23 protein-coding genes and 1 riboswitch are annotated in these 26,312 nt (G+C 71.5%); of the genes, 12 read left to right on the top strand and 11 right to left on the bottom strand.

The annotated features are described in order from the left end of the window. Nucleotides 1–22: 22 nt before the first annotated feature. Complete coding sequence (locus IE271_RS03855; protein WP_190188712.1) at nucleotides 23–499, bottom strand: hypothetical protein; 477 nt, start codon at nucleotides 497–499, stop codon at nucleotides 23–25. Nucleotides 500–657: 158 nt separating this feature from the next. Between IE271_RS03855 and IE271_RS03860 the strand changes: the two genes are divergently transcribed. Further along, nucleotides 658–1,626 carry a diacylglycerol/lipid kinase family protein gene (locus IE271_RS03860; protein ID WP_190188713.1) on the top strand — a complete coding sequence of 323 codons (969 nt, stop codon included), beginning with the start codon at nucleotides 658–660 and terminating at the stop codon, nucleotides 1,624–1,626. Between the two features lie 318 nt (nucleotides 1,627–1,944). Continuing rightward, nucleotides 1,945–2,202, top strand: coding sequence for a WhiB family transcriptional regulator (locus IE271_RS03865; RefSeq protein WP_003992873.1), 258 nt, complete (start codon nucleotides 1,945–1,947; stop codon nucleotides 2,200–2,202). A gap of 210 nt (nucleotides 2,203–2,412) precedes the next feature. On the opposite strand, the gene IE271_RS03870 is transcribed toward IE271_RS03865, so the two are convergent. Further along, nucleotides 2,413–3,879, bottom strand: a complete 1,467-nt coding sequence (locus IE271_RS03870) for a sensor histidine kinase (protein ID WP_190188975.1) — start codon at nucleotides 3,877–3,879, stop codon at nucleotides 2,413–2,415. Between the two features lie 718 nt (nucleotides 3,880–4,597). On the opposite strand from IE271_RS03870, the gene nagB reads away from it, so the two are divergent. Beyond that, a complete protein-coding gene (nagB, locus tag IE271_RS03875; protein WP_190188714.1) occupies nucleotides 4,598–5,383 on the top strand; it encodes a glucosamine-6-phosphate deaminase in 786 nt (261 codons plus the stop codon). A 280-nt stretch (nucleotides 5,384–5,663) separates the two neighbouring features. Here nagB and IE271_RS03880 read toward each other — a convergent pair whose 3' ends face one another. From IE271_RS03880 to IE271_RS03895, 4 genes are all read right to left on the bottom strand, one after another. After that, nucleotides 5,664–7,163, bottom strand: coding sequence for a glycoside hydrolase family 3 protein (locus IE271_RS03880; RefSeq protein ID WP_190188715.1), 1,500 nt, complete (start codon nucleotides 7,161–7,163; stop codon nucleotides 5,664–5,666). A gap of 9 nt (nucleotides 7,164–7,172) precedes the next feature. Continuing rightward, nucleotides 7,173–8,003 carry a carbohydrate ABC transporter permease gene (locus tag IE271_RS03885; RefSeq protein ID WP_190188716.1) on the bottom strand — a complete coding sequence of 277 codons (831 nt, stop codon included), beginning with the start codon at nucleotides 8,001–8,003 and terminating at the stop codon, nucleotides 7,173–7,175. Then, nucleotides 8,000–8,992, bottom strand: a complete 993-nt coding sequence (locus tag IE271_RS03890) for a carbohydrate ABC transporter permease (protein ID WP_190188717.1) — start codon at nucleotides 8,990–8,992, stop codon at nucleotides 8,000–8,002. The genes IE271_RS03885 and IE271_RS03890 overlap by 4 nt, the downstream gene beginning before the upstream one ends. Nucleotides 8,993–9,075: 83 nt before the next feature. Further along, a complete protein-coding gene (locus IE271_RS03895) occupies nucleotides 9,076–10,350 on the bottom strand; it encodes an extracellular solute-binding protein (RefSeq protein ID WP_190188718.1) in 1,275 nt (424 codons plus the stop codon). A 416-nt stretch (nucleotides 10,351–10,766) separates the two neighbouring features. Here IE271_RS03895 and IE271_RS03900 point away from each other — a divergent pair, with 416 nt between their 5' ends. The 8 genes from IE271_RS03900 to IE271_RS03935 all read left to right on the top strand — a co-directional run bounded on the left by IE271_RS03900 (nucleotide 10,767) and on the right by IE271_RS03935 (nucleotide 20,397). Next, on the top strand, nucleotides 10,767–11,546 hold the full coding sequence (locus IE271_RS03900; RefSeq protein ID WP_190188719.1) for a GntR family transcriptional regulator: 780 nt from the start codon (nucleotides 10,767–10,769) through the stop codon (nucleotides 11,544–11,546). 131 nt (nucleotides 11,547–11,677) lie between these two features. Beyond that, entirely contained in the window at nucleotides 11,678–13,825 is a 2,148-nt protein-coding gene (locus tag IE271_RS03905) for a carbon starvation CstA family protein (RefSeq protein ID WP_190188720.1), read from the top strand. After that, nucleotides 13,797–14,006: a YbdD/YjiX family protein gene (locus IE271_RS03910; protein ID WP_190188721.1), complete on the top strand. Its 210-nt coding sequence runs from the start codon at nucleotides 13,797–13,799 to the stop codon at nucleotides 14,004–14,006. The genes IE271_RS03905 and IE271_RS03910 overlap by 29 nt, the downstream gene beginning before the upstream one ends. Before the next feature lie 96 nt (nucleotides 14,007–14,102). Next, nucleotides 14,103–14,372, top strand: a complete 270-nt coding sequence (locus IE271_RS03915; protein ID WP_190188722.1) for a DUF3311 domain-containing protein — start codon at nucleotides 14,103–14,105, stop codon at nucleotides 14,370–14,372. Next, nucleotides 14,369–15,997: a monocarboxylate uptake permease MctP gene (gene mctP / locus IE271_RS03920; RefSeq protein WP_190188723.1), complete on the top strand. Its 1,629-nt coding sequence runs from the start codon at nucleotides 14,369–14,371 to the stop codon at nucleotides 15,995–15,997. The genes IE271_RS03915 and mctP overlap by 4 nt, the downstream gene beginning before the upstream one ends. Before the next feature lie 91 nt (nucleotides 15,998–16,088). Further along, complete coding sequence (locus IE271_RS03925) at nucleotides 16,089–16,595, top strand: GNAT family N-acetyltransferase (RefSeq protein ID WP_190188724.1); 507 nt, start codon at nucleotides 16,089–16,091, stop codon at nucleotides 16,593–16,595. Nucleotides 16,596–16,673: 78 nt separating this feature from the next. Continuing rightward, nucleotides 16,674–16,809, top strand: a riboswitch (cobalamin riboswitch). A gap of 142 nt (nucleotides 16,810–16,951) precedes the next feature. After that, a complete protein-coding gene (locus tag IE271_RS03930; RefSeq protein ID WP_190188725.1) occupies nucleotides 16,952–19,348 on the top strand; it encodes a ribonucleoside-diphosphate reductase subunit alpha in 2,397 nt (798 codons plus the stop codon). Beyond that, nucleotides 19,348–20,397, top strand: coding sequence for a ribonucleotide-diphosphate reductase subunit beta (locus tag IE271_RS03935; RefSeq protein WP_190188726.1), 1,050 nt, complete (start codon nucleotides 19,348–19,350; stop codon nucleotides 20,395–20,397). The genes IE271_RS03930 and IE271_RS03935 overlap by 1 nt, the downstream gene beginning before the upstream one ends. Here the strand turns inward: IE271_RS03935 and IE271_RS03940 are convergent. Beyond that, on the bottom strand, nucleotides 20,310–20,612 hold the full coding sequence (locus IE271_RS03940) for a hypothetical protein (protein ID WP_190188727.1): 303 nt from the start codon (nucleotides 20,610–20,612) through the stop codon (nucleotides 20,310–20,312). The two genes, IE271_RS03935 and IE271_RS03940, sit on opposite strands and share 88 nt — an antisense overlap. A gap of 93 nt (nucleotides 20,613–20,705) precedes the next feature. Here IE271_RS03940 and IE271_RS03945 point away from each other — a divergent pair, with 93 nt between their 5' ends. After that, nucleotides 20,706–21,668, top strand: a complete 963-nt coding sequence (locus IE271_RS03945; protein WP_190188728.1) for a GlxA family transcriptional regulator — start codon at nucleotides 20,706–20,708, stop codon at nucleotides 21,666–21,668. A 79-nt stretch (nucleotides 21,669–21,747) separates the two neighbouring features. Here IE271_RS03945 and IE271_RS03950 read toward each other — a convergent pair whose 3' ends face one another. The 4 genes from IE271_RS03950 to IE271_RS03965 all read right to left on the bottom strand — a co-directional run bounded on the left by IE271_RS03950 (nucleotide 21,748) and on the right by IE271_RS03965 (nucleotide 26,206). Continuing rightward, nucleotides 21,748–23,124, bottom strand: a complete 1,377-nt coding sequence (locus tag IE271_RS03950) for a bifunctional albaflavenone monooxygenase/terpene synthase (RefSeq protein WP_190188729.1) — start codon at nucleotides 23,122–23,124, stop codon at nucleotides 21,748–21,750. Beyond that, nucleotides 23,121–24,203, bottom strand: a complete 1,083-nt coding sequence (cyc1, locus tag IE271_RS03955; RefSeq protein WP_190188976.1) for an epi-isozizaene synthase — start codon at nucleotides 24,201–24,203, stop codon at nucleotides 23,121–23,123. Before cyc1 ends, IE271_RS03950 begins: the two co-directional genes overlap by 4 nt. A gap of 306 nt (nucleotides 24,204–24,509) precedes the next feature. Continuing rightward, nucleotides 24,510–25,160: a peptide deformylase gene (gene def / locus IE271_RS03960; protein ID WP_190188730.1), complete on the bottom strand. Its 651-nt coding sequence runs from the start codon at nucleotides 25,158–25,160 to the stop codon at nucleotides 24,510–24,512. Nucleotides 25,161–25,225: 65 nt separating this feature from the next. Then, complete coding sequence (locus tag IE271_RS03965) at nucleotides 25,226–26,206, bottom strand: tetratricopeptide repeat protein (RefSeq protein WP_190188731.1); 981 nt, start codon at nucleotides 26,204–26,206, stop codon at nucleotides 25,226–25,228. Nucleotides 26,207–26,312 lie beyond the last annotated feature (106 nt).

Here is a 26,312-nt window from a genome sequence, read left to right on the forward strand (position 1 = left end):
CCCGCTCGCCGCCGCGGCCGCCTCACGTGCGGCCGGCGGCCTTCGGGTGCTCCGGGCCCTGCTCCTCGCCGGGGCGCCGGATGCCGAGGGCGCGGGTCGTCGCGGGATTCACCAGCAGCACCAGTGCGGTGACCGCGACCACGGCCAGCACGATGCCGCCCGGGATGGCGACGCTGTCGGCCTGGAGCAGCGTCCAGGCCACCGGCAGCGCCATGATCTGCGTGATGATCGCGGGGCCCCGGCTCCAGCTCTTCCGCCGCAGCAGGCCGCTCGCGGCGAGCAGCGGCAGCAGCGCGAGCACGACCAGCGTGACGCCGCCCGTGACGGCCTGTTCCCGGTCCTCCGACCCTCCGGCCAGTCCCGACACCAGCAGCCAGATCCCGGCGACGGCCAGGACCAGGCCCTCAAGACCCGTGAGCGCCGCCGCGGCGGTCAGCCGGCCGGGGCGCGGGCCGGTCTCGTCGTCGGTTTCCGGGGTGGGGTTCTGCTCAGGGCTCACCCCTGCAGGGTAGCCCTCGGCCCGCGCCCTCCGGCCGCCCCGGGTGGCGCCGGTCCGCGCCCGGCGGTCGCCCCGGGTGGCGAAGGCCACGTCCGCGCTCCCCTCTGATCCCCGATGCGGTCTGGGCCGGGTACCGCTCGGTAGGTACGCTGCTTCGCATGCGTGCACTTCTCGTGGTCAATCCGGCAGCAACCACCACAAGCGCACGCACACGTGACGTCTTGATCCACGCGCTGGCGAGCGAGATGAAGCTCGAGGCGGTCAGCACCGAGTACCGCGGGCACGCCCGGGACCTCGGCCGGCAGGCCGCGGAGAGCGACGACATCGACCTGGTCGTGGCCCTGGGCGGGGACGGCACGGTCAACGAGGTGGCCAACGGCCTGCTGCACCGCGGCCCCGACCCCGACCGCCTGCCCCGCCTCGCCGTGGTCCCCGGCGGTTCCACCAACGTCTTCGCCCGCGCCCTGGGCCTGCCGAACCAGCCCGTGGAGGCGACCGGCGCCCTGCTGGACGCGCTGCGCGAGGGCCGGGAGCGCACGGTGGGCCTCGGCCTGGCCGCCGGCACCCCGGGCACCGAGGACGAGTCGGTGCCCTCCCGCTGGTTCACCTTCTGCGCCGGCCTCGGCTTCGACGCCGGTGTGATCGGCAGAGTGGAGCAGCAGCGCGAGCGGGGCAGACGCTCCACGCACGCGCTGTACGTGCGCCAGGTCGTGCGGCAGTTCCTCGGCGAGGAGCACCGCAGACACGGAATGATCACCTTGGAGCGGCCCGGTGAGGATCCGGTGACCGATCTGGTGCTGTCGATAGTCTGCAACACCTCGCCCTGGACGTTTCTCGGCAATCGTCCGGTGTACGCGTCGCCTAAGGCCTCGTTCGATACCGGGCTCGACGTACTCGGTCTCAGCCGCATGTCGACCGCCGCGGTTGCCCGGTATGCAACCCAGTTGCTCACTTCGTCCCCCGAGCGCGGACCCCACGGCAAGCATGCGGTCACCCTGCACGACTTGACGGACTTCACCTTGCATTCGAAGGTGCCGCTGCCGCTTCAGATGGACGGCGACCACCTCGGACTGCGCACGAGCGTGACGTTCACAGGCGTACGCCGTGCACTGCGTGTGATTGTGTGAGCGGAAGCGCAGAAAATCCTTCCACTCGAACGTTTAGGCCAGGATCCACCCCACGGAAGTACGGCTGTGACCTACTCGACACCGAGGAATCAAAAAAAACTTTCCGGAAGGGGTTGTATCCGTCGCTGAGGTTTGCGAGTCTCTACGTGGCGCTCGGGACGGCCCGCACCATCGGCCCCACAGAGAGCCCGAACCCCTCCTCAATCTTCAGGACCACGCCAGGAAGCCTGGCGCTCGGCCCTTCACTTGTTGAGGGATTCGTGAAAGCGTTCACATTCACAAGCAATCTGCATGTAATACCAAGGAGAGGTAGCAGCCATGGACTGGCGTCACAACGCCGTTTGCCGCGAGGAAGACCCCGAGCTCTTCTTCCCCATCGGCAACACCGGTCCTGCGCTGCTGCAGATCGAGGAAGCCAAGGCCGTCTGCCGCCGCTGCCCGGTGATCGAGCAGTGTCTGCAGTGGGCGCTCGAGTCCGGCCAGGACTCCGGCGTCTGGGGTGGCCTCAGCGAGGACGAGCGCCGCGCCATGAAGCGCCGCGCCGCCCGCAACCGGGCCCGTCAGGCCTCCGCCTGACACCCACCCCACAGCGAGCCTGAGCTTGGCGGCGCGTACAGCGCGTACGCAACTCCCGCCCCCGAGCCGCAGCGCGCAGTACCCCCGATGCGCTTAGCACGAGCACGGTGAGCCCCGGACCGGTGACGGTCCGGGGCTCCTTGCTGTACGGGGCCCGTCACTGTGCGCGGCCGGCCGGCGGCCGACCCCGGGGAGGTCCGCCCCAGGGGTCTACTTCTCGGCGCGGACCGGGATGTCCAGGACGACCCGGGTGCCGCGGTCCGGGGCCGGCACCATGTCGAAGGCGCCGCCCAGCTCGCCCTCGACCAGGGTCCGCACGATCTGCAGGCCCAGGTTGCCCGAGCGGTGCGGGTCGAAGCCCTCGGGCAGGCCGACGCCGTCGTCCTGGACGGTGACCAGCAGGCGGGCCTCCTTGGGGCTGCCGCCGCGGACCGCCGAGACCTCGACGGTGCCGGTGTCGCCGGTGCGGAAGCCGTGCTCCAGGGCGTTCTGCAGGATCTCGGTCAGGACCATGGACAGCGGGGTGGCGACCTCGGCGTCGAGAATGCCGAAGCGGCCGGAGCGACGGCCCGTCACCTTTCCGGGTGAGATCTCGGCGACCATGGCGAGCACACGGTCGGCGATCTCGTCGAACTCCACGCGCTCGTCCAGGTTCTGGGACAGCGTCTCGTGGACGATCGCGATGGAGCCGACCCGGCGCACGGCCTCCTCCAGCGCCTCGCGCCCGCGCTCGGACTCGATGCGGCGGGCCTGGAGGCGCAGCAGCGCGGCGACCGTCTGCAGGTTGTTCTTCACCCGGTGGTGGATCTCCCGGATGGTCGCGTCCTTGGTGATCAACTCGCGCTCGCGGCGGCGCAGTTCGGTGACGTCGCGGAGGAGCACCAGCGAACCGATGCGCACGCCCTTGGGCTTGAGGGGGATGGCGCGCAGCTGGATCACGCCGTCGTTGCCCTCGATCTCGAACTCGCGGGGCGCCCAGCCGCTGGCGACCTTGGCCAGCGCCTCGTCCACCGGGCCGCGGGAGGGCGCGAGTTCGGCGGTCGTGACGCCGAGGTTGTGCCCGACGAGGTCGGCGGCGAGGCCGAGGCGGTGGTAGGCGGACAGCGCGTTGGGCGAGGCGTACTGGACGATGCCGTCGGCGTCGACCCGGATCAGGCCGTCGCCCACGCGGGGCGAGGCGTCCATGTCGACCTGCTGGTCGGGGAAGGGGAAGGCGCCCGCCGCGATCATCTGCGCGAGGTCGGAGGCGCTCTGCAGGTACGTGAGTTCGAGGCGGCTCGGGGTGCGGACGGTGAGGAGGTTGGTGTTGCGGGCGATGACGCCGAGGACCCGGCCGTTGCGGCGCACCGGGATGGACTCGACGCGGACGGGCACCTCCTCGCGCCACTCCGGGTCGCCCTCGCGCACGATGCGGCCCTCGTCCAGGGCGGCGTCGAGCATCGGCCGGCGGCCGCGCGGGACCAGGTGGCCGACCATGTCGTCCTGGTACGAGGTGGGCCCGGTGTTGGGGCGCATCTGGGCCACGGAGACGTACCGGGTGCCGTCGCGCGTGGGGACCCACAGGACGAGGTCGGCGAAGGACAGGTCGGAGAGCAGCTGCCACTCCGAGACCAGCAGATGGAGCCATTCGAGGTCGGAGGCGTCGAGGGCCGTGTGCTGGCGTACGAGTTCGTTCATGGAGGGCACGGGTGCGAGCGTACCCGGGGGGTCCGGCAGGACCCGACATCGATGGTGCCCGGAGGGGGTGGAGGGGCGGCGCCGAGGGCCCCGGAAGCACCCGCGGGCCGCGGCGCCTGGGAGGGACCCTCAACCCTCCCGGCACCGCAGCCCGGAGCAACAACGGCCGTGGGGTGTGCGGTCCCGGTCGGCCGATGGACGAGGAGCCGGCGCAGTCAGGGCAGAGAGCCCCGGTTCCTCGGTCCGCCTTCCTGTGCGGGGAAGACGGAGGTCTGGTCGTTCGGCGGATCTGTGCTTCGACGTCCTGCTCACGATTGTGGACTAGACCATTCTCCGCTGTCCATGCGTTGGAGGATGTTTGTTGTTGTCCCTTTGCCCGCCGCGCTTCCCCCATGGTCCCCGGCACCGCACACGCCGGTCAACCGTCCGGGCGCCCCGGCATTTCCTTCGCAGCCTAGCCATGACGGGGGTACCCGTGCGGGGCCTTCCGGATGAACCCCGCGGGCGGCCGGACGCTTTTCCCACGCCGTCCGTACCGACCGGCGCGCGGTGGCCCGTGGGGGTGTGCGCCGGTCCGTCCGCGCGGACGCCTGCGGGCGCGCACCGGTCTGCCCCGGCGGGAGGCACTCTGATAGATTGGTCTATACCACATAGTCTCCCCCACCAGTCCGTTCCCGGTCCGGGCCCTCGGACCGCCCTCCAGATCGGCAGGCCCAGCGTGGAAGTTGTCATCGTCCCGGACGCCGAGGCGGGCGGCGAGCTCGTCGCCACGGCCATGGCGCAGCTGCTCGGGCGCAAGCCCGCCGCCCTGCTCGGTGTGGCCACCGGCTCCACTCCCCTGCCCGTCTACCGGGCCCTGGCGGCGCAGGTGGCCGCGGGCCGGGCGGACGTCTCCCGGGCCCGGATCGCCCAGCTCGACGAGTACGTGGGCCTGCCCCCGGAGCACCCCGAGTCCTACCGGTCCGTGCTCGCCCGCGAGGTGCTGGAGCCGCTCGGGCTGGGCCTGGAGGCGTTCATGGGACCGGACGGCACGGCGACGGACGTGCAGGCGGCCTGCGAGGCCTACGACCGGGCGCTGGCCGCGGCCGGCGGCGTGGACCTGCAGCTGCTGGGCATCGGCACCGACGGCCACATCGGCTTCAACGAACCCTGCTCGTCGCTGGCCTCGCGCACCCGCATCAAGACGCTCACCGAGCAGACCCGGATCGACAACGCACGGTTCTTCGACGGCGACATCTCCCAGGTGCCGCACCACGTGATCACCCAGGGCATCGGCACCATCCTGGAGGCACGCCACCTGGTGCTGCTGGCCACCGGCGAGGGCAAGGCCGACGCCGTCGCCGCGACCGTGGAGGGCCCCGTCGCCGCGATCTGCCCCGCCTCCGCGCTGCAGCTGCACCCGCACGCCACGATCGTGGCCGACGAGGCCGCCGCCTCGAAGCTCAAGCTCGCGGACTACTTCCGCCACACCTACGCCAACAAGCCGGAGTGGCAGGGCATCTAGTGCCGTGACCGGAAAGGTCCGCCGCGGGCTCGCGGCGTCCGGTGCGGTGCGTCGCGAGGCGGAGGACCGCCCTCGTACCGGGACGTGCTCGGATGGCTCCGACAACGCGGCGCGGGCGTCCCCTGCTCGAGGAGCCAGGGGAAGTGCCGTGCCGGACGCCGCGAGCCGGTGGACCTCTCCGGTCACGGCACCAGGCGCCCGCCGGCGAACGTGGCGAAGTGCCGGGCCCCGGGAAGCGGGGAACCCGGCACTTCCGTGTTCCAGGGGGCGGTCCCGCGGGTCAGCCGCCCGCGATGACCTCCGCCGCCGCCAGGCCGCAGACCCGGGCCGCGCCGTGGGTGGCGATGTGCAGCGCGCCGCGGGGCGGTGCCTGCGGCACGCCCATCTCGACCACGACCGTGTCGGGCCGGGCGGCGAGCAGGGTGTCCAGGGCCCGGGCCATCCAGGGGTGGCGGTGCTCGTCGCGGACCACGGCGACCACCCGGCGCCGGCCGGCCGCCGCGAGGGCCGCGGCTCCCGCGTCCTCGCCGGAGAAGCCGCCCGTCTCCGTGCCCGGCAGCAGGCGCCCGAGCTCCGCCCCGACGCCCCACGGGGTCTCCTCGCCGACCGCGATGTTGGCGACGGGGGTGAGGGCGGCGACGTACGGGGCCTCGGACGGGGGCTCGTACGGCTGCTCCGGGCGCGTCACCGTGAGCGCGCGGCGCGCGGCGACCAGCCCGATGTCCTCGCCGGAGGCCGCCACCGGCGCGGCCGCGGCGCCGGAGCGCGCCGAGACCGTCCAGGACGCCAGGGCCCGCACCCGGGCCGCCGCGTCCGCCAGGCGCTCCTCCGGCAGGTCGCCGGAGCGGACCGCCGCGACGAGCGCGTCCCGCAGCCGCAGGACGGTGGCCTCGTCCGCGAGGCCGCCGCCGACGCAGATCGCGTCCGCACCGGCGGCGAGCGCGAGGACGCTGCCCCGCTCGATGCCGTAGGTGCCCGCGATCGCGTTCATCTCCATGCCGTCGGTGACGATCAGGCCGTCGTAGCCCAGCTCCTCGCGGAGCAGGCCGGTGAGGATGCGGCGGGACAGGGTCGCGGGGCGGTCCGGGTCGAGGGCCGGGACCAGGATGTGGGCGCTCATGACCGCGCGCGTGCCCGCCTCGATCGCCGCGCGGAACGGGACCAGCTCACGGGAGCGCAGCACGTCGGCGTCCGCGTCGATGCGGGGCAGCGCGTGGTGGGAGTCGACCGCGGTGTCGCCGTGGCCGGGGAAGTGCTTGGTGCAGGCGGCGACCCCGGCGGACTGCAGCCCGGTGACGTAGGCGGCGGTGTGCCGGGCGGCCAGGTCCGCGTCGGCGCCGAAGGACCGCACGCCGATGACCGGGTTGGCCGGGTCGGAGTTGATGTCGGCGGAGGGCGCCCAGTCGAACGTGACGCCGCACTCGGCGAGGCGGCGTCCGAGGGCGTGGGCCACCTCGCGGGTCAGGGCGGTGTCGTCCACGGCGCCGAGCGCGTGGTTGCCCGGGTAGGAGGAGCCCGCCCGCACCTCCAGGCGCGTGACGTCGCCGCCCTCCTCGTCGATGGCGACCAGGACGTCCTCGCGCTCCACGCGCAGCTGGGCGGTGAGCGCGGCGAGCTGCTCGGGCGAGGCGATGTTGCGGCCGAACAGGCCGACCGAGGCGAGGCCCTCGCCCAGCCGGCGCAGCAGCCAGTCGGGGGCGGTGGTGCCGGTGAAACCGGGCTGGAGGACGGCGAGCGCGTCGCGGGTCAGGGTGTCGGCGGGCGAGGCGGTGGTGGTCATCGGATGGCGTTATCCCTTCACGGCGCCGGTGGTCAGTCCGCTGACGGCCTTGCGCTGCAGGAAGACGAAGAGGACCAGGATGGGGAGGGCGAACAGGGAGGCGGCGGCCATCGTGGCGCCCCAGTCGTCGCCGAAGGTCGTCTGGAAGCTGGACAGCCACAGCGGCAGCGTCTGCTTCTCGACGCCCTTGTTGAGGATCAGGACCAGCGGGAACTCGTTCCAGGCGGTGATGAACCCGAAGAGCGAGGTGGCCATCAGGCCGGGCGCGAGCAGCGGGAAGATCACCCGGACGAAGGCCTGGCCGCGGGTGCAGCCGTCCACCATGGCCGACTCCTCCAGCTCCTTGGGCACGGCGGCGACGTAGCCCCGCAGCGTCAGGATCGTGAAGGGGAGCACCATGATCATGTAGAAGACGGTGAGCGGGACGAGGCTGTCGAGCATCTCCGCGTCCCGGACGATCATGTAGATCGCGATGACCATGACCTCCCAGGGGGCCATCTGCGCGATCATGAACGTGAGCAGGAAGCCGCGTCGTCCCCTGAACCGCATCCGGGCCAGCGCGAAGGACGCCAGCAGGGCGATGACCAGGGCGAAGAGCACCGCCAGGATCGTCACCGTCAGCGAGTTGCCGACCAGCGTCCAGAAGTGGTCGGCGTCGACGGCCTTCGCGAAGTGGCCGAAGGTGACGTCGGTCGGGAAGAAGACCGGGTCCTCGGTGACGATGTCGCCGGTCGGCTTCAGGGCCGTGGCGAACATCCAGTAGACGGGGAAGGCGAAGACGACGAAGAGGACGGCGGCGGTCGCGTTGGGCCAGAGCCGGCCGATCAGGGAGCGCTTCACAGCTCGTCCTCCTCTTGCTTGAGCACGGTGCGCAGGTAGTAGGCGGTCAGGCCGAGCAGGATGAGGATCGTCAGGAACGAGATCGCCGAGCCCATGCCGTAGTGCTGGTTGCCGGGACCCTCGACGAAGGCGTAGATCGGCAGGGTCTCGGTGAGCCGGTCGGGGCCGCCCGCGTTGATCGCGAAGATCTGCGGGAAGGCCTTGAAGACCCAGATGACCTCCAGGAAGGTCGTGGCCCACAGGAACGGCCGCAGGAACGGGAAGGTCACCGAGGTGAAGCCCGTCCAGGCGCCGGCGCCGTCCAGGGAGGCCGCCTCGTACAGCTCCTTGGGGATGGTGGTCGTGGCCGCGTACAGGTTGATCGCCACGAACGGGACGGACTGCCAGACGATCAGCAGGGTGATCACCGAGAACGTGGACAGCTGGGAGCCGAACCAGTTGTAGTCGGCCATCGCGTGCCAGCCGAGCGCGTCCAGGATCCAGTTCACCACGCCGAAGCGCTGGGCGAACAGCCACTGGTAGACGGTCGTCGCGGCGATGACCGGCATCGCCCAGGCGAGCACCAGGCCGAGCATCAGCAGCAGCCGCATGCCCTTGCCGAGCCGGGCGAGGAGCAGTCCGACGAGGGTGCCGAGCACCATGATCAGGGCGACGTTGACGGCGGTGAAGACCACCGACCGCTGGACGACCTTCCAGAAGTCGGAGCTGCCGAGGACCTCGGTGTAGTTGTCGACGCCGTTCCACTCGGTCAGGTGGAGGATGAGCTGGCGCGGGTTGAGGTTCTGGAACGACAACAGGCCGTTCTTGACCAGCGGCCAGCCGAGCAGCACCACGGTGGCGAGCAGGGCGGGCAGCAGGAGCAGATAGGGGGCGGGGACGCCGCGGCGTCTGCCCGCCGGGCCGCCGGCCGCGGGGCCGGGGGGTGCCGGGTCGGTCTTGCGGACGACGGGCGCCGGGGCCGTGTCCGTGCGTTCGGTCTGCACTGACATGCTCGCCTATTCTTCCGATTCGCCGTGGGGCCGCCGGACCGCCGGGGGACGGACGGTCACGGTCGTCCCCCGGCGGGCGGTGCTCAGTTCTGCTGCGCGAGCCGCTTGTTGATCTCGGCCTCGACCTGCTTGGCCGCGGCGGCCGGCGACTTCCCGTTGAGGACCGCGGTCATGTACGTCTTGATCGGGTTCGGGGTGTTCTCCACGGCGGCCCACTCCGGGATCAGCGGCGTGGTGCCGCCCTGCGCCGCGGCCGGGGCGGCGGCCTCGGCGACCTCGTTGCCGTCCAGGTTCGAGTTCAGCGACTCCTTGTTCGGGATGACGCCGTTCTCCTTGGCGAGGGCGCCCTCGAACTTGTCGGACAGGGCCAGGTTCAGGAACTCCTTGGCGAGCTCCTGCTTCTCGCTGCCCGCGGCCACCGCGAAGTTGGAGCCGCCGAGGAAGACGCCCTCGGGCTTGCCGGCCGTCTCACCGGGGATGGTGAAGTAGCCGATGTTCTTCTCGATGTCCTTGTTGGCGGCGATGGCCGTGCCGGCCTCCCAGCCCATGCCGATGAAGGCGCCCACGTTCCCCTTGGCGAAGACCTCGGCCTGCTGCGGGGTGGCCTCGTCCTTGTCCTTGGGGGCCTTCGAGAAGGACTGGTACTTCTTGTAGATCTCCATGGCCTTCGCGACCTTGGGGTCGCCGAGGTTGGAGACGTACTTGTCGCCCTCCTTCTTGACCAGGTCGGCACCCTGGCCGATGGTCAGGCCGTCGAAGAAGTACCAGTTCTGGCCGGGCAGGTACAGGGGCTCGGCGTCGGTCTTCTTCCCGATGGTCTCCAGGGCGTCGAAGAACTCGTCGCGGGTCTTCGGGGTCTCCTTGATGCCGGCGTCGGCCCAGACCTTCTTGTTGTAGATGACGACGCGGTTGGCGAAGTACCAGGGGGCCGCGTACTGCTTGCCCTCGTACACGGCGGACTCGTTGAGGTTCTCGGCCCAGTCCTTGCCGACGCCCTTCCTGAGGTCGCTCAGGTCGGCGAGGCCGCCGGTGGCCGCGTACGCGGGGGTCTGGGTGTTGCCGACCTCGATGACGTCCGGGGGGTTGGACTCGGAGAGGGCGGTGGTGATCTTCTGCTGGATGCCCTCCCACTTCTGGGTCTCGAACTTCAGCTTGGCGCCGGTCTTCTTCTCGAAGGCGGCCGTCAGGTCCTTGGTCCAGTTCGGCGGGGTGGAGCCGTCCATGGCCCAGACGGTCAGGGTCTGCCCCTTGAAGCCGTCGGCCCCCGCTCCGGTACCCTCTCCGTCGTCACCGCCGCACGCGGCGACCGTCAACACCATGCCAGCGACACCGATGGCCGCGATGAGCCTGCGCTTCACGTCATTCTCCTCAAGGGATGCCGGCGACCCCCCTGCCCTCCGCGGTGACTGACGCCGAGTACTGCCCGTGGGGCCGGGTCTGATCCTCAGTGGTGTAGACCAGTACGGGGAGCTTGGCCTAGACCTAAACGGGTGTCAAGGGTCAACAAGTGGGCCACAGGCGTCCGTTACGGGACCTACATACGCAGGGAACTTTCACTTCTCTCGCCGCATAACGGGCGGCCGTGGCCGTACGTCCGTCCGGTACCGCCACGGCCAGGTGGACTAGACCAGAAGGGACCCCGACGGTATATAGGGAGACCAGGGAGATCACGGAGCGTGCGGGAGGACACCCGCACCGCGAGCCGTGCCACGATGTGAGCCGTGACCGACGCCAGCGCCGGTCGCATCGGCACCCGGAGCCGGGAAGGCGGAGCATGAGCACCGACGTCAGCAGTGCGGAGAACGAGGGCGGGACGACCGTCCGCACCGCACGCGTGCCCAAGTACTACCGCCTGAAGAAGCACCTGCTCGACATGACGGAGACGCTGCCGCCGGGGACGCCGGTGCCGCCGGAACGCACCCTCGCCGCCGAGTTCGACACCTCCCGGACGACCGTGCGCCAGGCCCTGCAGGAGCTGGTGGTCGAGGGGCGGCTCGAACGCATCCAGGGCAAGGGCACGTTCGTCGCCAAGCCCAAGGTCTCCCAGGCGCTGCAGCTCACCTCGTACACCGAGGACATGCGCGCCCAGGGCCTGGAGCCGACCTCGCAGCTGCTGGACATCGGCTACATCACCGCCGACGACACCCTCGCCGGGCTGCTCGACATCACCGCCGGCGGCCGGGTGCTGCGCATCGAGCGGCTGCGGATGGCCAACGGCGAGCCCATGGCGATAGAGACCACCCACCTGTCCGCCAAGCGCTTCCCGGCGCTGCGCAGGTCGCTGGTGAAGTACACCTCGCTCTACACCGCGCTGGCGGAGGTGTACGACGTCCGCCTCGCCGAGGCCGAGGAGACGATCGAGACCTCGCTGGCCACGCCGCGCGAGGCGGGCCTGCTCGGCACCGACGTGGGCCTGCCCATGCTGATGCTCTCCCGCCACTCGCTGGACGGCGAGGGACGGCCGGTGGAGTGGGTGCGGTCGGTGTACCGGGGGGACCGGTACAAGTTCGTGGCCCGGCTCAAGCGGCCGGTGGAGCGGCACCCGGCGGAGTGAGGAGCCGCCCTGCGGCGGACCCGCCCGGTCGCTTGGCGGAACAAGGGAGTTCGGCACCGCGCGCGGTGTAGCGCCCCTCCCCTTCCTGCTCTACGGTCCTCCCGTCATCGCATGGACGGGAGGACGGCCCGGTGCGCACCGCGAACGTTCGAACCATCGTCGTCTGGACCCTCGTCGCGCTGGTCGGCGCCGCGGGCTGGTCCGTGCTCGCACTCTCCCGGGGCGAGGACGTCTCGGCCGCCTGGACGGTCGCGGCCGCCCTGGGCTCGTACGCCATCGCCTACCGCTTCTACTCCCGGTTCGTCGCGAACCGGGTGCTCAGGGTCGACGGGACCCGGGCCACGCCCGCGGAGCGGCTGGACAACGGCATCGACTTCCACCCCACCGACCGCCGGGTGCTGCTCGGTCACCACTTCGCCGCGATCGCGGGCGCCGGGCCGCTGGTCGGCCCCGTGCTGGCCGCGCAGATGGGCTACCTGCCCGGCACCCTCTGGATCGTCGCGGGCGTGATCTTCGCGGGCGCCGTGCAGGACATGGTGGTGCTGTTCTTCTCCACGCGGCGCGACGGGCGCTCACTGGGGCAGATGGCGCGGGAGGAGATCGGGCCGTTCGGCGGCGCGGCGGCCCTGCTCGCCGCCTTCGTCATCATGATCGTCCTGCTCGGGGTGCTCGCGCTGGTCGTCGTCAACGCGCTCGCCGAGTCGCCGTGGGGCACCTTCTCCCTCGCGATGACGGTCCCGATCGCCCTGTTCATGGGCTTCTGGCTGCGGGTGCTGCGGCCCGGCCGGGTCGTGGAGGTCTCGCTGATCGGCATGGCGCTGCTGCTGCTCGCGCTGGTGGCGGGCCGCCGGGTGGCCGAGTCCTCGTGGGCGGACGCCTTCACCCTCGCGCCCTCGACCCTGGTGATCTGGCTGGTGGCGTACGGGTTCGTCGCCTCGGTCCTGCCGGTGTGGATGCTGCTCGCGCCCCGCGACTACCTCTCCACCTTCCTGAAGATCGGCACCATCGCGCTGCTGGCGCTCGGCGTCGTCGTCACGCTGCCGACGCTGCGGATGCCTGCGGTCACGGACTTCGCGACCCGCGGGGACGGGCCGGTCTTCGCGGGTTCGCTCTTCCCGTTCGTCTTCATCACGATCGCCTGCGGGGCCCTGTCCGGCTTCCACGCGCTGATCTCCTCCGGCACGACGCCGAAGATGATCCAGAAGGAGACGCAGGTCCGGATGATCGGGTACGGCTCCATGCTGATGGAGTCGTCGGTCGCGGTCATGGCCCTGATCGCCGCCTCGGTCATCGACCCCGGCCTGTACTTCGCGATGAACGCGCCGGCCGGTGTCATCGGGGACACCGTGCAGAACGCCTCCCAGGTGGTGGGCGGCTGGGGCTACACGATCACGCCGGAGCAGCTGGCCGCCGCCGCGCGCGGCGTGGAGGAGGCCTCGCTGCTGTCCCGCACCGGCGGGGCGCCCACGCTCGCGGTCGGCGTCTCGGAGATCTTCTCCCAGGTCACGGGGGACGGTCTGCGCGCGTTCTGGTACCACTTCGCGATCATGTTCGAGGCGCTGTTCATCCTCACCGCGCTGGACGCAGGCACCCGCGTGGGCCGCTTCATGCTCCAGGACATGCTGGGCAACGCCTACCGGCCGTTCAAGGACGTGAGCTGGAGGCCGGGTCTGGTCCTCACCAGCGCGCTGGTCACCGGCCTGTGGGGCTACTTCCTGTGGGTGGGCGTGCACGAGCCGCTCGGCGGGATCAACCAGCTCTTCCCGGTCTTCGGCATCTCCAACCAGCTGCTCGCGGCGGTGGCCCTGACCGTGTGCACCACCCTGCTGGTGAAGTCCGGCCGGCTGAAGTGGGCCTGGGTGACCGGGGTCCCGCTGCTCTGGGACGTCACGGTGACCCTCACCGCGAGCTGGCAGAAGGTGTTCTCCACCGATCCGCGCGTGGGCTTCTTCGAGCAGCGCCGGGTCTACCGGGCGGCGATCGAGGAGGGGAGGGTCCTGCCTCCCGCGAAGAGCATGGCCGACATGCACACCGTGGTCACCAACTCCACGGTCGACGGCGTGCTCTCCGCGGTGCTCGCCCTGCTCGTCGTGGTCGTGGTCCTGGACGCCGCCCGGGTGTGCGTGCGGCACGTGCGCCGTCCCGCCCTGTCCACGCTCAGCGAGGCGCCGTACACCGAGTCGCGGCTCGTCGCCCCGGCCGGGCTGGTCGCGACCCGCGAGGAGAGGGAAGCGGAGAGGAGGGCACGGGATGCCGTCGGCAGTGTCCCGCGTGATTAGGGCCCTGCGCTGGGTGCGCTGGTACCTGCGCGAGCTCACGGACGAGTCCGCGTACGACCGCTACCGCGCCCACCTGCGCGCACGGCACCCCGGGGCGGCCGTCCCCACGCGCAGGGAGTTCGAGCGCCTGCGCGCGGAGCGGCAGCGGAAGGACCCCCGGCAGGGCTTCCGGTGCTGCTGAGGGACCGATATGCGGACGGGGGGTTCCGCTGGTGCAGCACGTCCCCTAAATTTCCTGCGCGTTACACCAGGTGATCACGAGGGGACGGAGACGACGATGTCAGACGCACCGGAAGCGAGCGGAGCGGTGGTGACCCCCGTACGGGTCGTCATCGGCCTCTGCCTCGTCGCACCGTTCGTCGCGATGCTGTGGGTGGGGTCGTACGCGAAGGTCGAGCCGACCCTCATCGGCATCCCGTTCTTCTACTGGTACCAGATGCTGTGGGTGCTCATCTCCACCGCGCTGACCATGGTCGCGTACAAGCTGTGGCAGCGTGACCGGCGCTCCCGCACCCGCTCCGGCGAGAACGGGGGGGCCGACAGGTGAAGGACGGCGTGAACGGCGTCGCACTCGCCGTCTTCATCCTCTTCTTCCTGGCCGTCACGGTCATGGGCTTCCTGGCCGCGCGCTGGCGCAGGGCCGAGAACGAGCACAGCCTGGACGAGTGGGGCCTGGGCGGCCGGTCGTTCGGCACCTGGGTGACCTGGTTCCTGCTCGGCGGCGACCTCTACACGGCGTACACCTTCGTGGCCGTGCCGGCGGCGATCTACGCGGCGGGCGCGTCGGGCTTCTTCGCGGTGCCCTACACGATCCTCGTCTACCCGCTGATCTTCACCTTCCTGCCGCGCCTGTGGTCGGTGTCGCACAAGCACGGCTACGTCACCACCTCCGACTTCGTCCGCGGCCGCTTCGGCTCCAAGGGCCTGTCCCTGGCCGTCGCCCTGACGGGCCTGCTCGCCACCATGCCCTACATCGCGCTCCAGCTGGTCGGCATCCAGGCCGTCCTCGACGTGATGGGCGTCGGCGGCGGCGAGGACACCAACTGGTTCGTCAAGGACCTGCCGCTGCTCATCGCCTTCGGCGTGCTGGCCGCGTACACGTACTCGTCCGGGCTGCGGGCCCCCGCGCTGATCGCCTTCGTGAAGGACACCCTGATCTACATCGTGATCGCGGTGGCCATCGTCTACATCCCGATCAAGCTCGGCGGCTTCGACGACATCTTCGCCAAGGCGGGCGAGGCCTTCGGTCGGACCAACCCGGCGACCGGTGCGCCGCGCGGCTCCCTGGCGCCGAACGAACCGGGGCAGTGGACCTACGCGACCCTGGCCCTCGGCTCGGCGCTGGCGCTGTTCATGTACCCGCACTCGATCACGGCGACGCTGTCCAGCCGCAGCCGCGAGGTGATCCGCCGCAACACCACGATCCTGCCGCTGTACTCGCTGATGCTCGGCCTCCTGGGGATGCTCGGCTTCATGGCGATCGCGGCCGGCGTCAAGGTGGACAACGGCCAGCTCGCCATCCCGCAGCTGTTCGAGAACATGTTCCCGGACTGGTTCGCGGGCGTGGCGTTCGCCGCCATCGGCATCGGCGCGCTGGTCCCCGCGGCCATCATGTCCATCGCCGCGGCGAACCTGTTCACCCGCAACATCTACAAGGACTTCCTCAGGCCGGACGCCACGCCCGAGCAGGAGACGAAGGTCTCCAAGCTGGTCTCGCTGCTGGTGAAGGTGGGCGCGCTCGTCTTCGTCCTGACCATGGACAAGACGGTCGCGATCAACTTCCAGCTGCTCGGCGGCATCTGGATCCTGCAGACCTTCCCGGCGCTGGTCGGCGGCCTGTTCACGCGCTGGTTCCACCGCTGGGCGCTGATCGCGGGCTGGGCGGTCGGCATGGTCTACGGCACCCTCGCCGCGTACGGCGTGGCCTCGCCCACCCAGAAGCACTTCGGCGGCTCCTCGGCCGAGATCCCGGGCATCGGCGAGATCGGCTACATCGGCCTGACGGCGTTCGTGCTGAACGTGCTCGTCACCGTGGTGCTGACCTTCGTCCTGCGGGCGGTCAAGGCGCCCGACGGCGTCGACGAGACGCGGCCGGAGGACTACACGGCGGACGCGGGCGACCCGGGCGTCCAGGTGGAGCTGCCGCCGGCGACGGCGGGGACGTCGCACTGATCGGTCCCCGGGGGGGCGACCCCGCGCACGTCCTGCGGGCCGCCGGGAAAACCGGCGGCCCGTCGCCGTCGCCCCGGGCACACTGCGGGGCATGGACATCGTGATCAGGCGGGCGGAGCCCGGGGAGTACGCGGAGGTCGGGGAGATCACCGCGCGGGCGTACCTCGACGACGGACTGCTCGACTTCGGGGAGAGCGACGCGTACCTGGACGAGCTGCGCGACGCGGCCGGGCGCGCCGCGGCGGCCGAGGTGCTGGTGGCCGTGGCGGACGGGCGCGTCCTCGGCGGGGTGACCTTCGTGCCCTCCGGCGGGCCCCTGGCCGACATCGCCGGGCCCGGCGAGGCGGAGGTACGGATGCCGGCCGTGGCGGCCCGCGCGCGGGGCCGCGGCGCGGGCGAGGCCCTGGTGCGCGCCTGCGTCGACCGGGCCCGGGCCACGCCCGGCTGCGTGCGGCTGGTGCTGTCCACGCAGCGCACCATGCGCGCCGCCCACCGGATATACGCCCGGCTCGGCTTCGTCCGCACCCCGGAGCGCGACTGGAACCCGCTCCCGGACCTGGACGACATCCGGCTGCTCACCTACGCGCTGACGCTCTGACACCCGGTGGCCGACGGCCGGTCACGGGCACGCGCGGCACAACATCTGGGGGTGCTTCCGCCAGGGGCCACAACATGTATGCTCGTGCTCGCTGTCGCCGCAGGGGAATCCGGTGCGAATCCGGAACTGTCCCGCAACGGTGTACTTGTGCGCACCCGTCCTTTCGGGTGCGCACCGGTCCAGTCCGAGTACCTGCCGACGGTGCGCCCGGCCGTCCGGCCCGGGCGCCATGACGTCCGGGCCTCGTGGAATGGGCCGGTGGACGCGGCGCGCCGTGCTCGCAGCCCGCACACAGGCGCGCCCGTGTGCTCCGTACCCCGCTCCCGGGCCCCGTGCCGAGCGAGGGAGAGCACCACGTGACCATCGCGCCAGCCGATCCGGCTCCGGCGGCCACGGCCGCGCCGCAGGACAGAACCGACGGACCGGGGGCCGCGCTGCTGCGGACCCTGACCGGGCTGACCGCCGACCTCCCCGACACCGACCCCGGCCGGGTCGCCGCCGCCGCGCTGCGCGGCCGGTCGGCGCACGCGGACGAGGCCGAGCTGCGGGAACTGGCCACGGAGGCCGCCGCGGGCCTGATCGCGGAGGACCCGGCGTACGCGCGGCTGGCCGCCCGCCTGCTGACGGTCTCGATCGCCGAGGAGGCCGCCTCGCAGGGCGTGCGCTCCTTCACCGGCTCGATCGCGGCCGGGCACCGCGAGGGCCTGATCGCCGACCGCACGGCCGCGTTCGTCCGGCGGCACGCGGACCGCCTCGACGCGCTGGTGGACGCCGCGCTCGCCGAGGGCGCCGACGACCGCTTCGGGTACTTCGGGCTGCGCACCCTGCACAGCCGCTACCTGCTGCGGCACCCCGTCACCCGCCGGGTCGTGGAGACCCCGCAGCACTTCCTGCTGCGCGTCGCCGCCGGGCTGGCGAAGGACGACGGCGCGGTGGCCGCGGACGAGGTGGCCGCCCTGTACGGGCTGATGAGCCGGCTCGACTACCTGCCCTCCTCCCCCACCCTGTTCAACTCCGGCACCCGCCACCCGCAGATGTCGTCCTGCTACCTGCTGGACTCCCCGCTGGACGAGCTGGACTCGATCTACGAGCGCTACCGGCAGGTGGCGCGCCTGTCGAAGCACGCGGGCGGCATCGGCATCTCCTACAGCCGCGTCCGCGCCCGGGGCTCGTTGATCCGCGGCACGAACGGGCACTCCAACGGCATCGTCCCGTTCCTGAACACCCTCGACGCCTCGGTCGCCGCCGTGAACCAGGGCGGGCGCCGCAAGGGCGCCGCGGCAATCTACCTGGAGACCTGGCACTCCGACGTCGAGGAGTTCCTGGAGCTGCGCGACAACACCGGCGAGGACGCCCGGCGCACGCACAACCTGAACCTCGCGCACTGGATCCCGGACGAGTTCATGCGCCGGGTGGAGCGGGACGAGCCCTGGTCGCTGTTCTCGCCCTCGGACGTGCCGGAGCTGACCGACCTGTGGGGCGCGGAGTTCGACGCCGCCTACCGCCGGGCCGAGGCGGCGGGCCTGGCGAGGAAGACCCTGCCGGCGCGCGAGCTGTACGGCCGGATGATGCGCACCCTCGCCCAGACCGGCAACGGCTGGATGACCTTCAAGGACGCGGCCAACCGCACCGCCAACCAGACGGCCGAGCCGGGCCACGTCGTGCACTCCTCCAACCTCTGCACGGAGATCCTGGAGGTCACGGACGACGGGGAGACGGCCGTGTGCAACCTGGGCTCGGTCAACCTGGGCGCGTTCGTCGACCCGGCGGCCGGCGGCCTCGACTGGGAGCGGCTCGACGCGGCCGTCCGCACGGCCGTGACCTTCCTGGACCGGGTCGTCGACGTCAACTACTACCCCACCGAGGAGGCCGCCCGGTCCAACGCGCGCTGGCGCCCGGTCGGCCTCGGCGCGATGGGCCTGCAGGACGTGTTCTTCAGGCTGCGGCTGCCCTTCGACTCCCCCGGGGCCAAGGACCTGTCGACCCGGATCGCCGAGCGCGTGATGCTCGCCGCCTACGAGGCCTCCGCCGACCTGGCCGAGGCCGCCGGGCCCCTGCCCGCCTGGGAGAGGACCCGCAGCGCCCGGGGCGTGCTGCACCCCGACCACTACGGCGTCGAACCGTTCTGGCCCGAGCGCTGGGCGGCCCTGCGCGAGCGCGTCGCCTCCGTCGGCCTGCGCAACGCGCTGCTGCTGGCCATCGCCCCCACGGCCACCATCGCCTCGATCGCCGGCGTCTACGAGTGCATCGAGCCGCAGGTCTCCAACCTCTTCAAGCGCGAGACCCTGTCCGGGGAGTTCCTCCAGGTCAACTCCTACCTCGTCGAGGACCTCAAGCGGCTCGGCGTGTGGGACGCGCGGACCCGCGAGGCGCTGCGCGAGGCGAACGGCTCGGTGCAGGGCCTCGCCTGGATCCCCGAGGACCTGCGCAGGCTCTACCGCACGGCGTGGGAGCTGCCCCAGCGCGCCCTGATCGACCTGGCGGCGGCGCGCACCCCGTACCTGGACCAGGCGCAGTCGCTGAACCTGTTCCTGGAGACGCCGACCATCGGCAAGCTCTCCTCGATGTACGCCTACGCCTGGAAGTCGGGCCTGAAGACGACGTACTACCTGCGCTCGCGCCCCGCGACGCGCATCGCCCGCGCCGCGCAGGCGCAGAGCCGCACCCCTGACCCCGTCCGGCAGCCGGCCGCCGACCCCGGCGCCGTCGCCTGCTCCCTTGAGAACCCCGAGTCCTGCGAGGCCTGCCAGTGATGACCACCGCACCGTCCGCCGCCGCCCGGCACACCACCACGACCGGCACGAAGAACCTGCTCGACCCGGGCTTCGAGCTGACCCTGCGCCCCATGCGCTACCCGGACTTCTACGACCGCTACCGGGACGCGATCAAGAACACCTGGACCGTGGAGGAGGTCGACCTCCACTCGGACGTCGCCGACCTCGCCAGGCTCACGCCCGAGGAGCAGCACCTCATCGGCCGCCTCGTCGCCTTCTTCGCGACGGGCGACTCGATCGTGGCGAACAACCTAGTGCTCACCCTCTACAAGCACATCAACTCCCCCGAGGCGCGGCTGTACCTGAGCCGCCAGCTCTTCGAGGAGGCCGTGCACGTCCAGTTCTACCTGACGCTCCTGGACACCTACCTGCCCGACCCGGACGACCGGGCCGCCGCGTTCGCCGCCGTGGAGAACATCCCGTCCATCCGCGAGAAGGCGGAGTTCTGCTTCCGCTGGATGGATTCGGTGGAGGAGATCGACCGGCTGGAGACGAGGGCCGACCGGCGCCGCTTCCTGCTCAACCTCGTCTGCTTCGCGGCCTGCATCGAGGGGCTGTTCTTCTACGGGGCCTTCGCGTACGTCTACTGGTTCCGCAGCCGGGGCCTGCTGCACGGCCTGGCCACCGGCACCAACTGGGTCTTCCGCGACGAGACGATGCACATGTCCTTCGCCTTCGACGTGGTGGACACGGTGCGCAAGGAGGAGCCGGAGCTCTTCGACGACACGCTGGAGCGGCAGGTCACGGACATGCTGCGGGAGGCCGTCGAGGCCGAGCTGCAGTTCGCCCGCGACCTGTGCGGCGACGGCCTCCCGGGGATGAACACCGACTCGATGCGGCAGTACCTGGAGTGCGTGGCCGACCAGCGCCTGACGCGCCTGGGCTTCGCTCCGGTGTACGGCTCCGAGAACCCCTTCTCCTTCATGGAGCTGCAGGGGGTTCAGGAGCTCACCAACTTCTTCGAGCGGCGCGTGTCGGCGTACCAGGTGGCGGTGGAGGGGACGGTCGGCTTCGACGAGGACTTCTGATCCCGCCGGGGGCCCTGGCGGAGGTCCCGCCGGGGCTCCCGTCCGGAGGGGCTGGGGGCCGCGGCGGTCTCCGCCGGGGCCTTCCGGGCCGCCTCCCGCAGCTGCCGGTCGACGCGGCGCTCGTGGACGTGCCCGATCAGCGAGGGCAGGGCCAGGACCAGGAAGACTCCGAGAACGGTCAGGGTGTCGGTCAGTGCGGTCACGGTTGCGTCCATGCCGTCCACTGTCGCGCCGTACGCCCGCCGAGGTCAGTGGCAGGACTGCCGTACGCCCTCGAATTACTGCCAGTTCCGCGGCACACTGGCGGCATGCTGAAGAACGTGGCGGCCGTCCTGCTGGACGGCGTGCACCCCTTCGAACTCGGCGTCGTCTGCGAGGTGTTCGGCCTCGACCGCAGCGACGAGGGCCTGCCGGTCTACGACTTCGCGGTCGCCTCGGCGGAGGGCCCGACACTGAACACCCACGCGGGCTTCACCCTGCGGACCGAGCACGGCCTGGAGCGGCTGGAGTCGGCCGACCTCATCGCCGTGCCGGCCGGCGAGTCCTACGTGGGCCGCGACTACCCCGAGGAGCTGCTCGACGCGCTGCGCCGGGCCGTCGACCGCGGCACCCGGATCCTCAGCGTCTGCTCGGGCGTCTTCGTGCTGGGCGCCGCCGGGCTGCTGGACGGGCGGCGCTGCGCGGTGCACTGGCGCCACGCGGACGAACTGGCCCGCCGCCATCCGCGGGCCGTCGTCGAGCCGGACGTGCTGTACGTGGACGAGGACCCGGTGATCACCTCCGCGGGCACGGCGGCGGGCATCGACGCCTGCCTGCACATCCTGCGCAAGGAGCACGGCCCGCTGGTCGCCAACGCCGTCGCGCGCCGCATGGTGGTGCCGCCGCACCGCGACGGCGGCCAGGCCCAGTACATCGAGCGGCCGCTGCCGCGCTCGCAGTGCGACACCGTCGGCGAGGTCCTCGTCTGGATGGAGCGCCACCTGGACGAGGACGTCACCGTCGAGCAGCTCGCGGCGCGGGCGCACATGTCGCCGCGCACCTTCGCCCGCCGCTTCCAGCAGGAGACGGGCACCACGCCCTACCGCTGGATCCTGCGCCAGCGGGTGCTGCTGGCCCAGCAGCTGCTGGAGGCCACGGACGAGACGATGGACGCGATCGCGGGCCGCACCGGCTTCGGCAACGCGGCCGCGCTGCGCCATCAGTTCGTCCGCTCCCTGGGCACGACCCCGCACGCCTACCGCCGCACGTTCCGGGGCCCGCAGGCGGCCTGAGACCCCGGACCGTCCCGGGACGGCCGAGCCGGGCGGCCGGACTGTCGAGCCGGGCCCACCGGGCCGGGCCGGACGGCCGCTAGCGCGGCACGGCCCTCAGCAGCAGCCGCTTCGGCCGCAGCGTGATGCCGACCCGCGTGACGTCCTCGGAGCGCGGCACCTGCTCGAAGCGCCATCTCCGCGCCACCGCCGCGGTGATGAGCGACAACTGGGCCATCGAGAAGTGGTCGCTGGGGCACTTCCGGTTTCCCACGCTGAAGGGGCTCATGGCGTATTTCGGAACGTCCTGGGCGCGTTCCGGAAGCCATCGGTCGGGGTCGAACTCCAGATTCCTCTCGTACGACCGCGGATCGCGCTGGATCGCGTACGGGCTGTACACGATGTCGGCCCCGGCGGGGATGCGGTACCCGCCCAGTTCCGTGTCGGTCGTGGCGCGCCGGGTGAGGATCCATACGGCGGGCCGCACCCGCATCGCCTCGACGACGACGTTGTTCGTGTGCGTCAGCTTCCCGATGTCGTCGAATGCCACCGGCCGGCCCCCCGCGACCGATTCGACCTCCTCGCTGACCCGCTCGCCGTGCTCCGGGTGCTCGGCGAGCGCGTGCAGGATCCACATGACGGTGGAGGCGACGGTCTCGCTGCCCGGCGTGACGATGGCGACCACCTGGTCGTGGATCTCCTGCTCGCCGATCGGGTTCCCGTCGTCGTCCTCCGCCTCCAGCAGGGCCGTCAGCAGGTCGTCCGGCCTCAGCCCCGAGGCCCGGCGCTCGGCGACGATCTCGTCGACGAGCCGGTGCAGATCGGCGAGCGCGCGGTCGAACCGCCGGTTGGCGGGCAGCGGCAGCCGGTACAGCGGCCCGCAGGAGAGCACCATGCGCCGGTACATCCCGCGGAAGACGGTGGCCAGGGCGACGCTCAGCCGCTCGGCCCGCTCGTCCATGAAGTCGCCGCGCAGCAGGCAGCGGGCGGTGATGCGCACGGCGACGCGGAACGACTCCGCCGTGCAGTCGACCGTGTCGCCCGGCCGCCAGCGCCCGGCGAGGGCGTGCGCCTCCTCCTCCATGACCGCCGCGTAGCCGGGTATGGCGTCGAGCCGGAAGGCGGGCTGGATGGTGCGCCGCTGCCTGCGGTGCGTGGGCCCGTTGTTGGTGGCGACGCCCTGCTTGCCGAGGAGTCCTTCGAGGGCCTCCCAGAGCGGGCCGCCGACGATGTAGTCGGGGCTGGTCAGCAGGGCCCCGGTGAGAGCGGGCGTGGTGACGGCGTACACCGTCTTGGGGCCGAGGCGCAGGCGGACGACGTCGCCGTGGTCGCGCAGTCCGGACAGGAAGCCCAGGGGATCTCGCGCCAGTTTCCAGCCGTGGCCGAGCCCGGGCAGCCCGCCCGTCACCGGCGAGGGGGTGCGCGGGGCGGGGGTGCCGGTCGCCGTGACGGGCCGGGAGGAGGACTCGACGCTCATCGTTCACCTGCCTGGTCGCTGACGTACGGGGGTGTGGAGCGGTCGTCCCAGGAGTCGACCCGGTACCGGCCGGATTCGTGGTGGAACCAGTACACGGAACTGAACCAGTTCCGCATGTTGCCCAGACAGGCCCGCACGGCGCGGCCCAGTCTTCCTCCGGCCGTGCTTCCGTCGTCGAGCGCTACGGCGAGGCGTAACACCTCTTTCTCGGCGGCCAGGAATTCGGTGATGCATTTCCCGATCCGGCCGCGCATGTCCGTGACGGCCTCTTCGAGCGTCATTCCCTCGTGCCGGACGAGGCTGATGCCGAGATTGTGGAATTCGTCGCCCGCTATCTCCTTCGGGAGCGAGCACAGGTCGTTGTACCAGGCGGCGAAATCCTGGCAGAGCAGACCGGCCCGCCGATAGGACGGATCCTTCAGGACCCGGTCCGGCAGTTCGCATTCCGCGCTGGGTTCCAGGAGGTCGAGCCAGATCCAGTGCGCGAAGGTGTGCCGCCGCAGTTCGAGGTATTCCTCGACGTCCGGCACGACGCCGGTCGTGCGGTTCGCGAACTCGCGGTCGTAGGCCTCGATCACCGCGTGGAAGTGCCGGGCGAACCGCGCGTTCCAGTCGTCGCCGAGGTAGGAGTACAGCCGCGCCACGCTGTCCGAGAAGCCCGCGACCAGCGGGTCCTCGTGGTGCAGATGGGAAAGCGGTGCGTCCAGGGCCGCGTGCAGCTCGTCCCTGAGCCGGCTCCAGGCGGCCGGCCGGCCGTGGATCACGTCACGGTCGTGGCGGTCGTCCCAGACGAAGAACCACGCGCTGTAGTCCGCTATCGCCTGCAGGACGTCGTCGGGCGCGCCTATGTAGTAGCCCGCCATCAGGTCGGTGTAGCACAATCCGTCGGCATATGCCTCCACGGTGCCGGACGACATGATCTGTTTTTCCAGGAGCCACGCCCTCGTTTTCTCCTGAAGCCGTGGCCAGTAGGGATGGAGTCGACGGGGAAACCCGGTCTCGATCACCGGGAGGGAGAGCGCCGGTGGGACTTCGACCGCCGCCTGTGTCGATGTGGTGCCGGATGGGAAAGCTGGCACGAACAACCCCTCTCAGCCGCCTGTCGGCGTCACACCCTTCCCTGTGCCGGGCGTGCGCCGTGGTGCGTATCCCCGCACTTCCCATTCAGCACGACAACTGACTGTTTGGGGAACAGATTTGCATCGCTCACTACCCCCCAATGCTGACTACTTCCCCTTGCGCGACTGCTTCCGGATCGTTCGGACCCGGTCGATGCGCACAAAGGATCGACTGACTGATGCGCACACGAACGACGCCCGGCCGGGAGAGTCCGGCCGGGCGTCGTGGAGATGTGAGGGGCCTGCGGCCCGTCCGCGCGGGTGCGCTCAGTCGTTGGGGACGACGGGGTAGCGCGGCTCGCTCTCGGCCATCTGCCGCAGCGCGTCCTTGCGCTCGCGCTTGGAGAGGCGGTCGATGTAGAGGGAGCCGTAGAGGTGGTCCGTCTCGTGCTGGAGGCAGCGCGCGAAGTAGCCCGTGCCCCGCACCTTGATCGGGTTGCCCTTCTCGTCCTGCCCGGTGACCTCGGCGTAGTCGGGGCGGGCCAGCGACGCGTACGCGCCCGGCACGGACAGGCAGCCCTCGTTGCTGTCGTCCAGCCGGCGTCTGTCGGCGGGCAGCTCGACCAGCCTGGGGTTGCAGACCACGCCCACGTGCCGGACGCCCTCGTCGTCCTGGCAGTCGTAGACGAAGACCTTCAGGTCGACGCCGATCTGGTTGGCGGCCAGGCCCACGCCCTCGGCGGTGCGCTGGCTGGCGAACATGTCGTCGACGAGCTTCGCCAGCTCGTCGTCGAACTCGGTGACGTCCCTGGTCTCCTTGTGCAGCACGGGGTTGCCGACGACCGTGATGGGCCGCGAGGTGCCGCGCTCGCGGTAGGCCGCCTCGCGCTTCTCGGTGTCCTCGGTGTCGATGACGTAACCGTCGTCGTCCACGGGGAGCACGCCCGCGTGCTGCTGATCGGTGTCCTGCTGCGCCATGACCGACGTACGCCTTCCTGAACCGGACCGGGGGTGATCGTGCGGGTACAGCCTACGACCAGCGGTCAGCAGACCTCTTCCAGATCCCGCCAGTCACGGGAGTCCGGGCTGTCCGCGACCCAGCCGTCCAGCAGCCCGCGCACCAGCGAGGCGGGCGCGGCCAGGCCGCACTCGCGCTCGGGCACCCACAGCTGCCCGTCCGTGCGGTGGCCGAGCGGCCCGGGGTGTCCCGGCTCGCTGTGGTCGTGCGGGTCGAGGTGCTCGCCGTCGCCCTCGTCGGACGGCATCCGCGACTCCGAGCACAGCCGGCACAGCAGCCGTACGGAGGAGGACCAGTCCTCGGCCGCGAAGCCCGCGTCGGCCGCCAGCCTCTCCAGCGCGTCCCGGTCCTCCTCGGTGGCCGCCTCCAGGAGCACCACCCAGGTCGGCACGGGCGAGGGGGCCCACAGCTCGATCTCGTCGAAGACGGGGTAGGTGTGCCCGGCCGCGGTCGTCCGCTCGCCGTGCGGCACCCCGTCGTGCAGCACGACCTCGCCCCAGCGCCGCCCGGAGGACGGCAGCGGGATCGACAGCACCTCCACCCGGGCCGGGTCGAGGCGCCGGCCCCAGACGACCTCGGCCTCGCCCTCGGGCGACAGCCGCACGGCCGCGCTGCCCAGGTGCATCCCGGCCGGCTCGCCGGAGTCGGCCGCCCCGCCGGGCACCCGCAGTCCGTACGCCTGCCAGGCCCGGCGGGCCAGCGGCCAGTCCTGCAGGGCGGTGGCGGCGATGCCGACGTTCCACCAGTCCGGCGCCCCGGTCTCGCGGTCGAGCAGGGCGACGGCGCGCAGGCCCGCGGCGCGCGCCTGCTCCCAGTCGTGCCGGAACTTGTGCAGCAGGGCGAGGTTGAACCACGACTCGGACAGCCAGGGCTCCAGGTCCGCGGCGCGGGTGAGCAGGGCTCCCGCGTCCTCGTACCGGCCGTCGCCGATGAGCGTGAACGCGCGGTCCGTGGCCTGCCGCCACGAGGCGGAGGGCCGGTGCCGTCCCTTGCCGAAGATCCTCACGATTCCCGCCTGCCAGTTCGTCGGAGAGCGTGCAGCCTCGGGCCGGACTGTGCCCCCTTGTGTCCTGTCCCTCGCATCCAACCACGGACGGTCCCGGGGCCGCTCA

Source organism: Streptomyces minutiscleroticus, from assembly GCF_014650875.1.
Lineage (GTDB): Bacteria > Actinomycetota > Actinomycetes > Streptomycetales > Streptomycetaceae > Streptomyces > Streptomyces minutiscleroticus.

Excerpts from the sequence above, each read along its gene's own strand:
- IE271_RS03925 (WP_190188724.1), top strand. The coding sequence starts at position 16,089 with ATGGACATCGTGATCAGGCGGGCGGAGCCCGGGGAGTACGCGGAGGTC.
- IE271_RS03880 (WP_190188715.1), bottom strand. The coding sequence starts at position 7,163 with ATGACCACCACCGCCTCGCCCGCCGACACCCTGACCCGCGACGCGCTC.
- IE271_RS03950 (WP_190188729.1), bottom strand. The coding sequence starts at position 23,124 with ATGAGCGTCGAGTCCTCCTCCCGGCCCGTCACGGCGACCGGCACCCCC.
- IE271_RS03935 (WP_190188726.1), top strand. The coding sequence starts at position 19,348 with ATGACCACCGCACCGTCCGCCGCCGCCCGGCACACCACCACGACCGGC.
- IE271_RS03870 (WP_190188975.1), bottom strand. The coding sequence starts at position 3,879 with ATGAACGAACTCGTACGCCAGCACACGGCCCTCGACGCCTCCGACCTC.
- IE271_RS03890 (WP_190188717.1), bottom strand. The coding sequence starts at position 8,992 with ATGTCAGTGCAGACCGAACGCACGGACACGGCCCCGGCGCCCGTCGTC.
- def (WP_190188730.1), bottom strand. The coding sequence starts at position 25,160 with ATGGCGCAGCAGGACACCGATCAGCAGCACGCGGGCGTGCTCCCCGTG.
- IE271_RS03910 (WP_190188721.1), top strand. The coding sequence starts at position 13,797 with ATGCCGTCGGCAGTGTCCCGCGTGATTAGGGCCCTGCGCTGGGTGCGC.
- IE271_RS03915 (WP_190188722.1), top strand. The coding sequence starts at position 14,103 with ATGTCAGACGCACCGGAAGCGAGCGGAGCGGTGGTGACCCCCGTACGG.
- IE271_RS03940 (WP_190188727.1), bottom strand. The coding sequence starts at position 20,612 with ATGGACGCAACCGTGACCGCACTGACCGACACCCTGACCGTTCTCGGA.
- IE271_RS03860 (WP_190188713.1), top strand. The coding sequence starts at position 658 with ATGCGTGCACTTCTCGTGGTCAATCCGGCAGCAACCACCACAAGCGCA.
- IE271_RS03945 (WP_190188728.1), top strand. The coding sequence starts at position 20,706 with ATGCTGAAGAACGTGGCGGCCGTCCTGCTGGACGGCGTGCACCCCTTC.
- IE271_RS03865 (WP_003992873.1), top strand. The coding sequence starts at position 1,945 with ATGGACTGGCGTCACAACGCCGTTTGCCGCGAGGAAGACCCCGAGCTC.
- IE271_RS03900 (WP_190188719.1), top strand. The coding sequence starts at position 10,767 with ATGAGCACCGACGTCAGCAGTGCGGAGAACGAGGGCGGGACGACCGTC.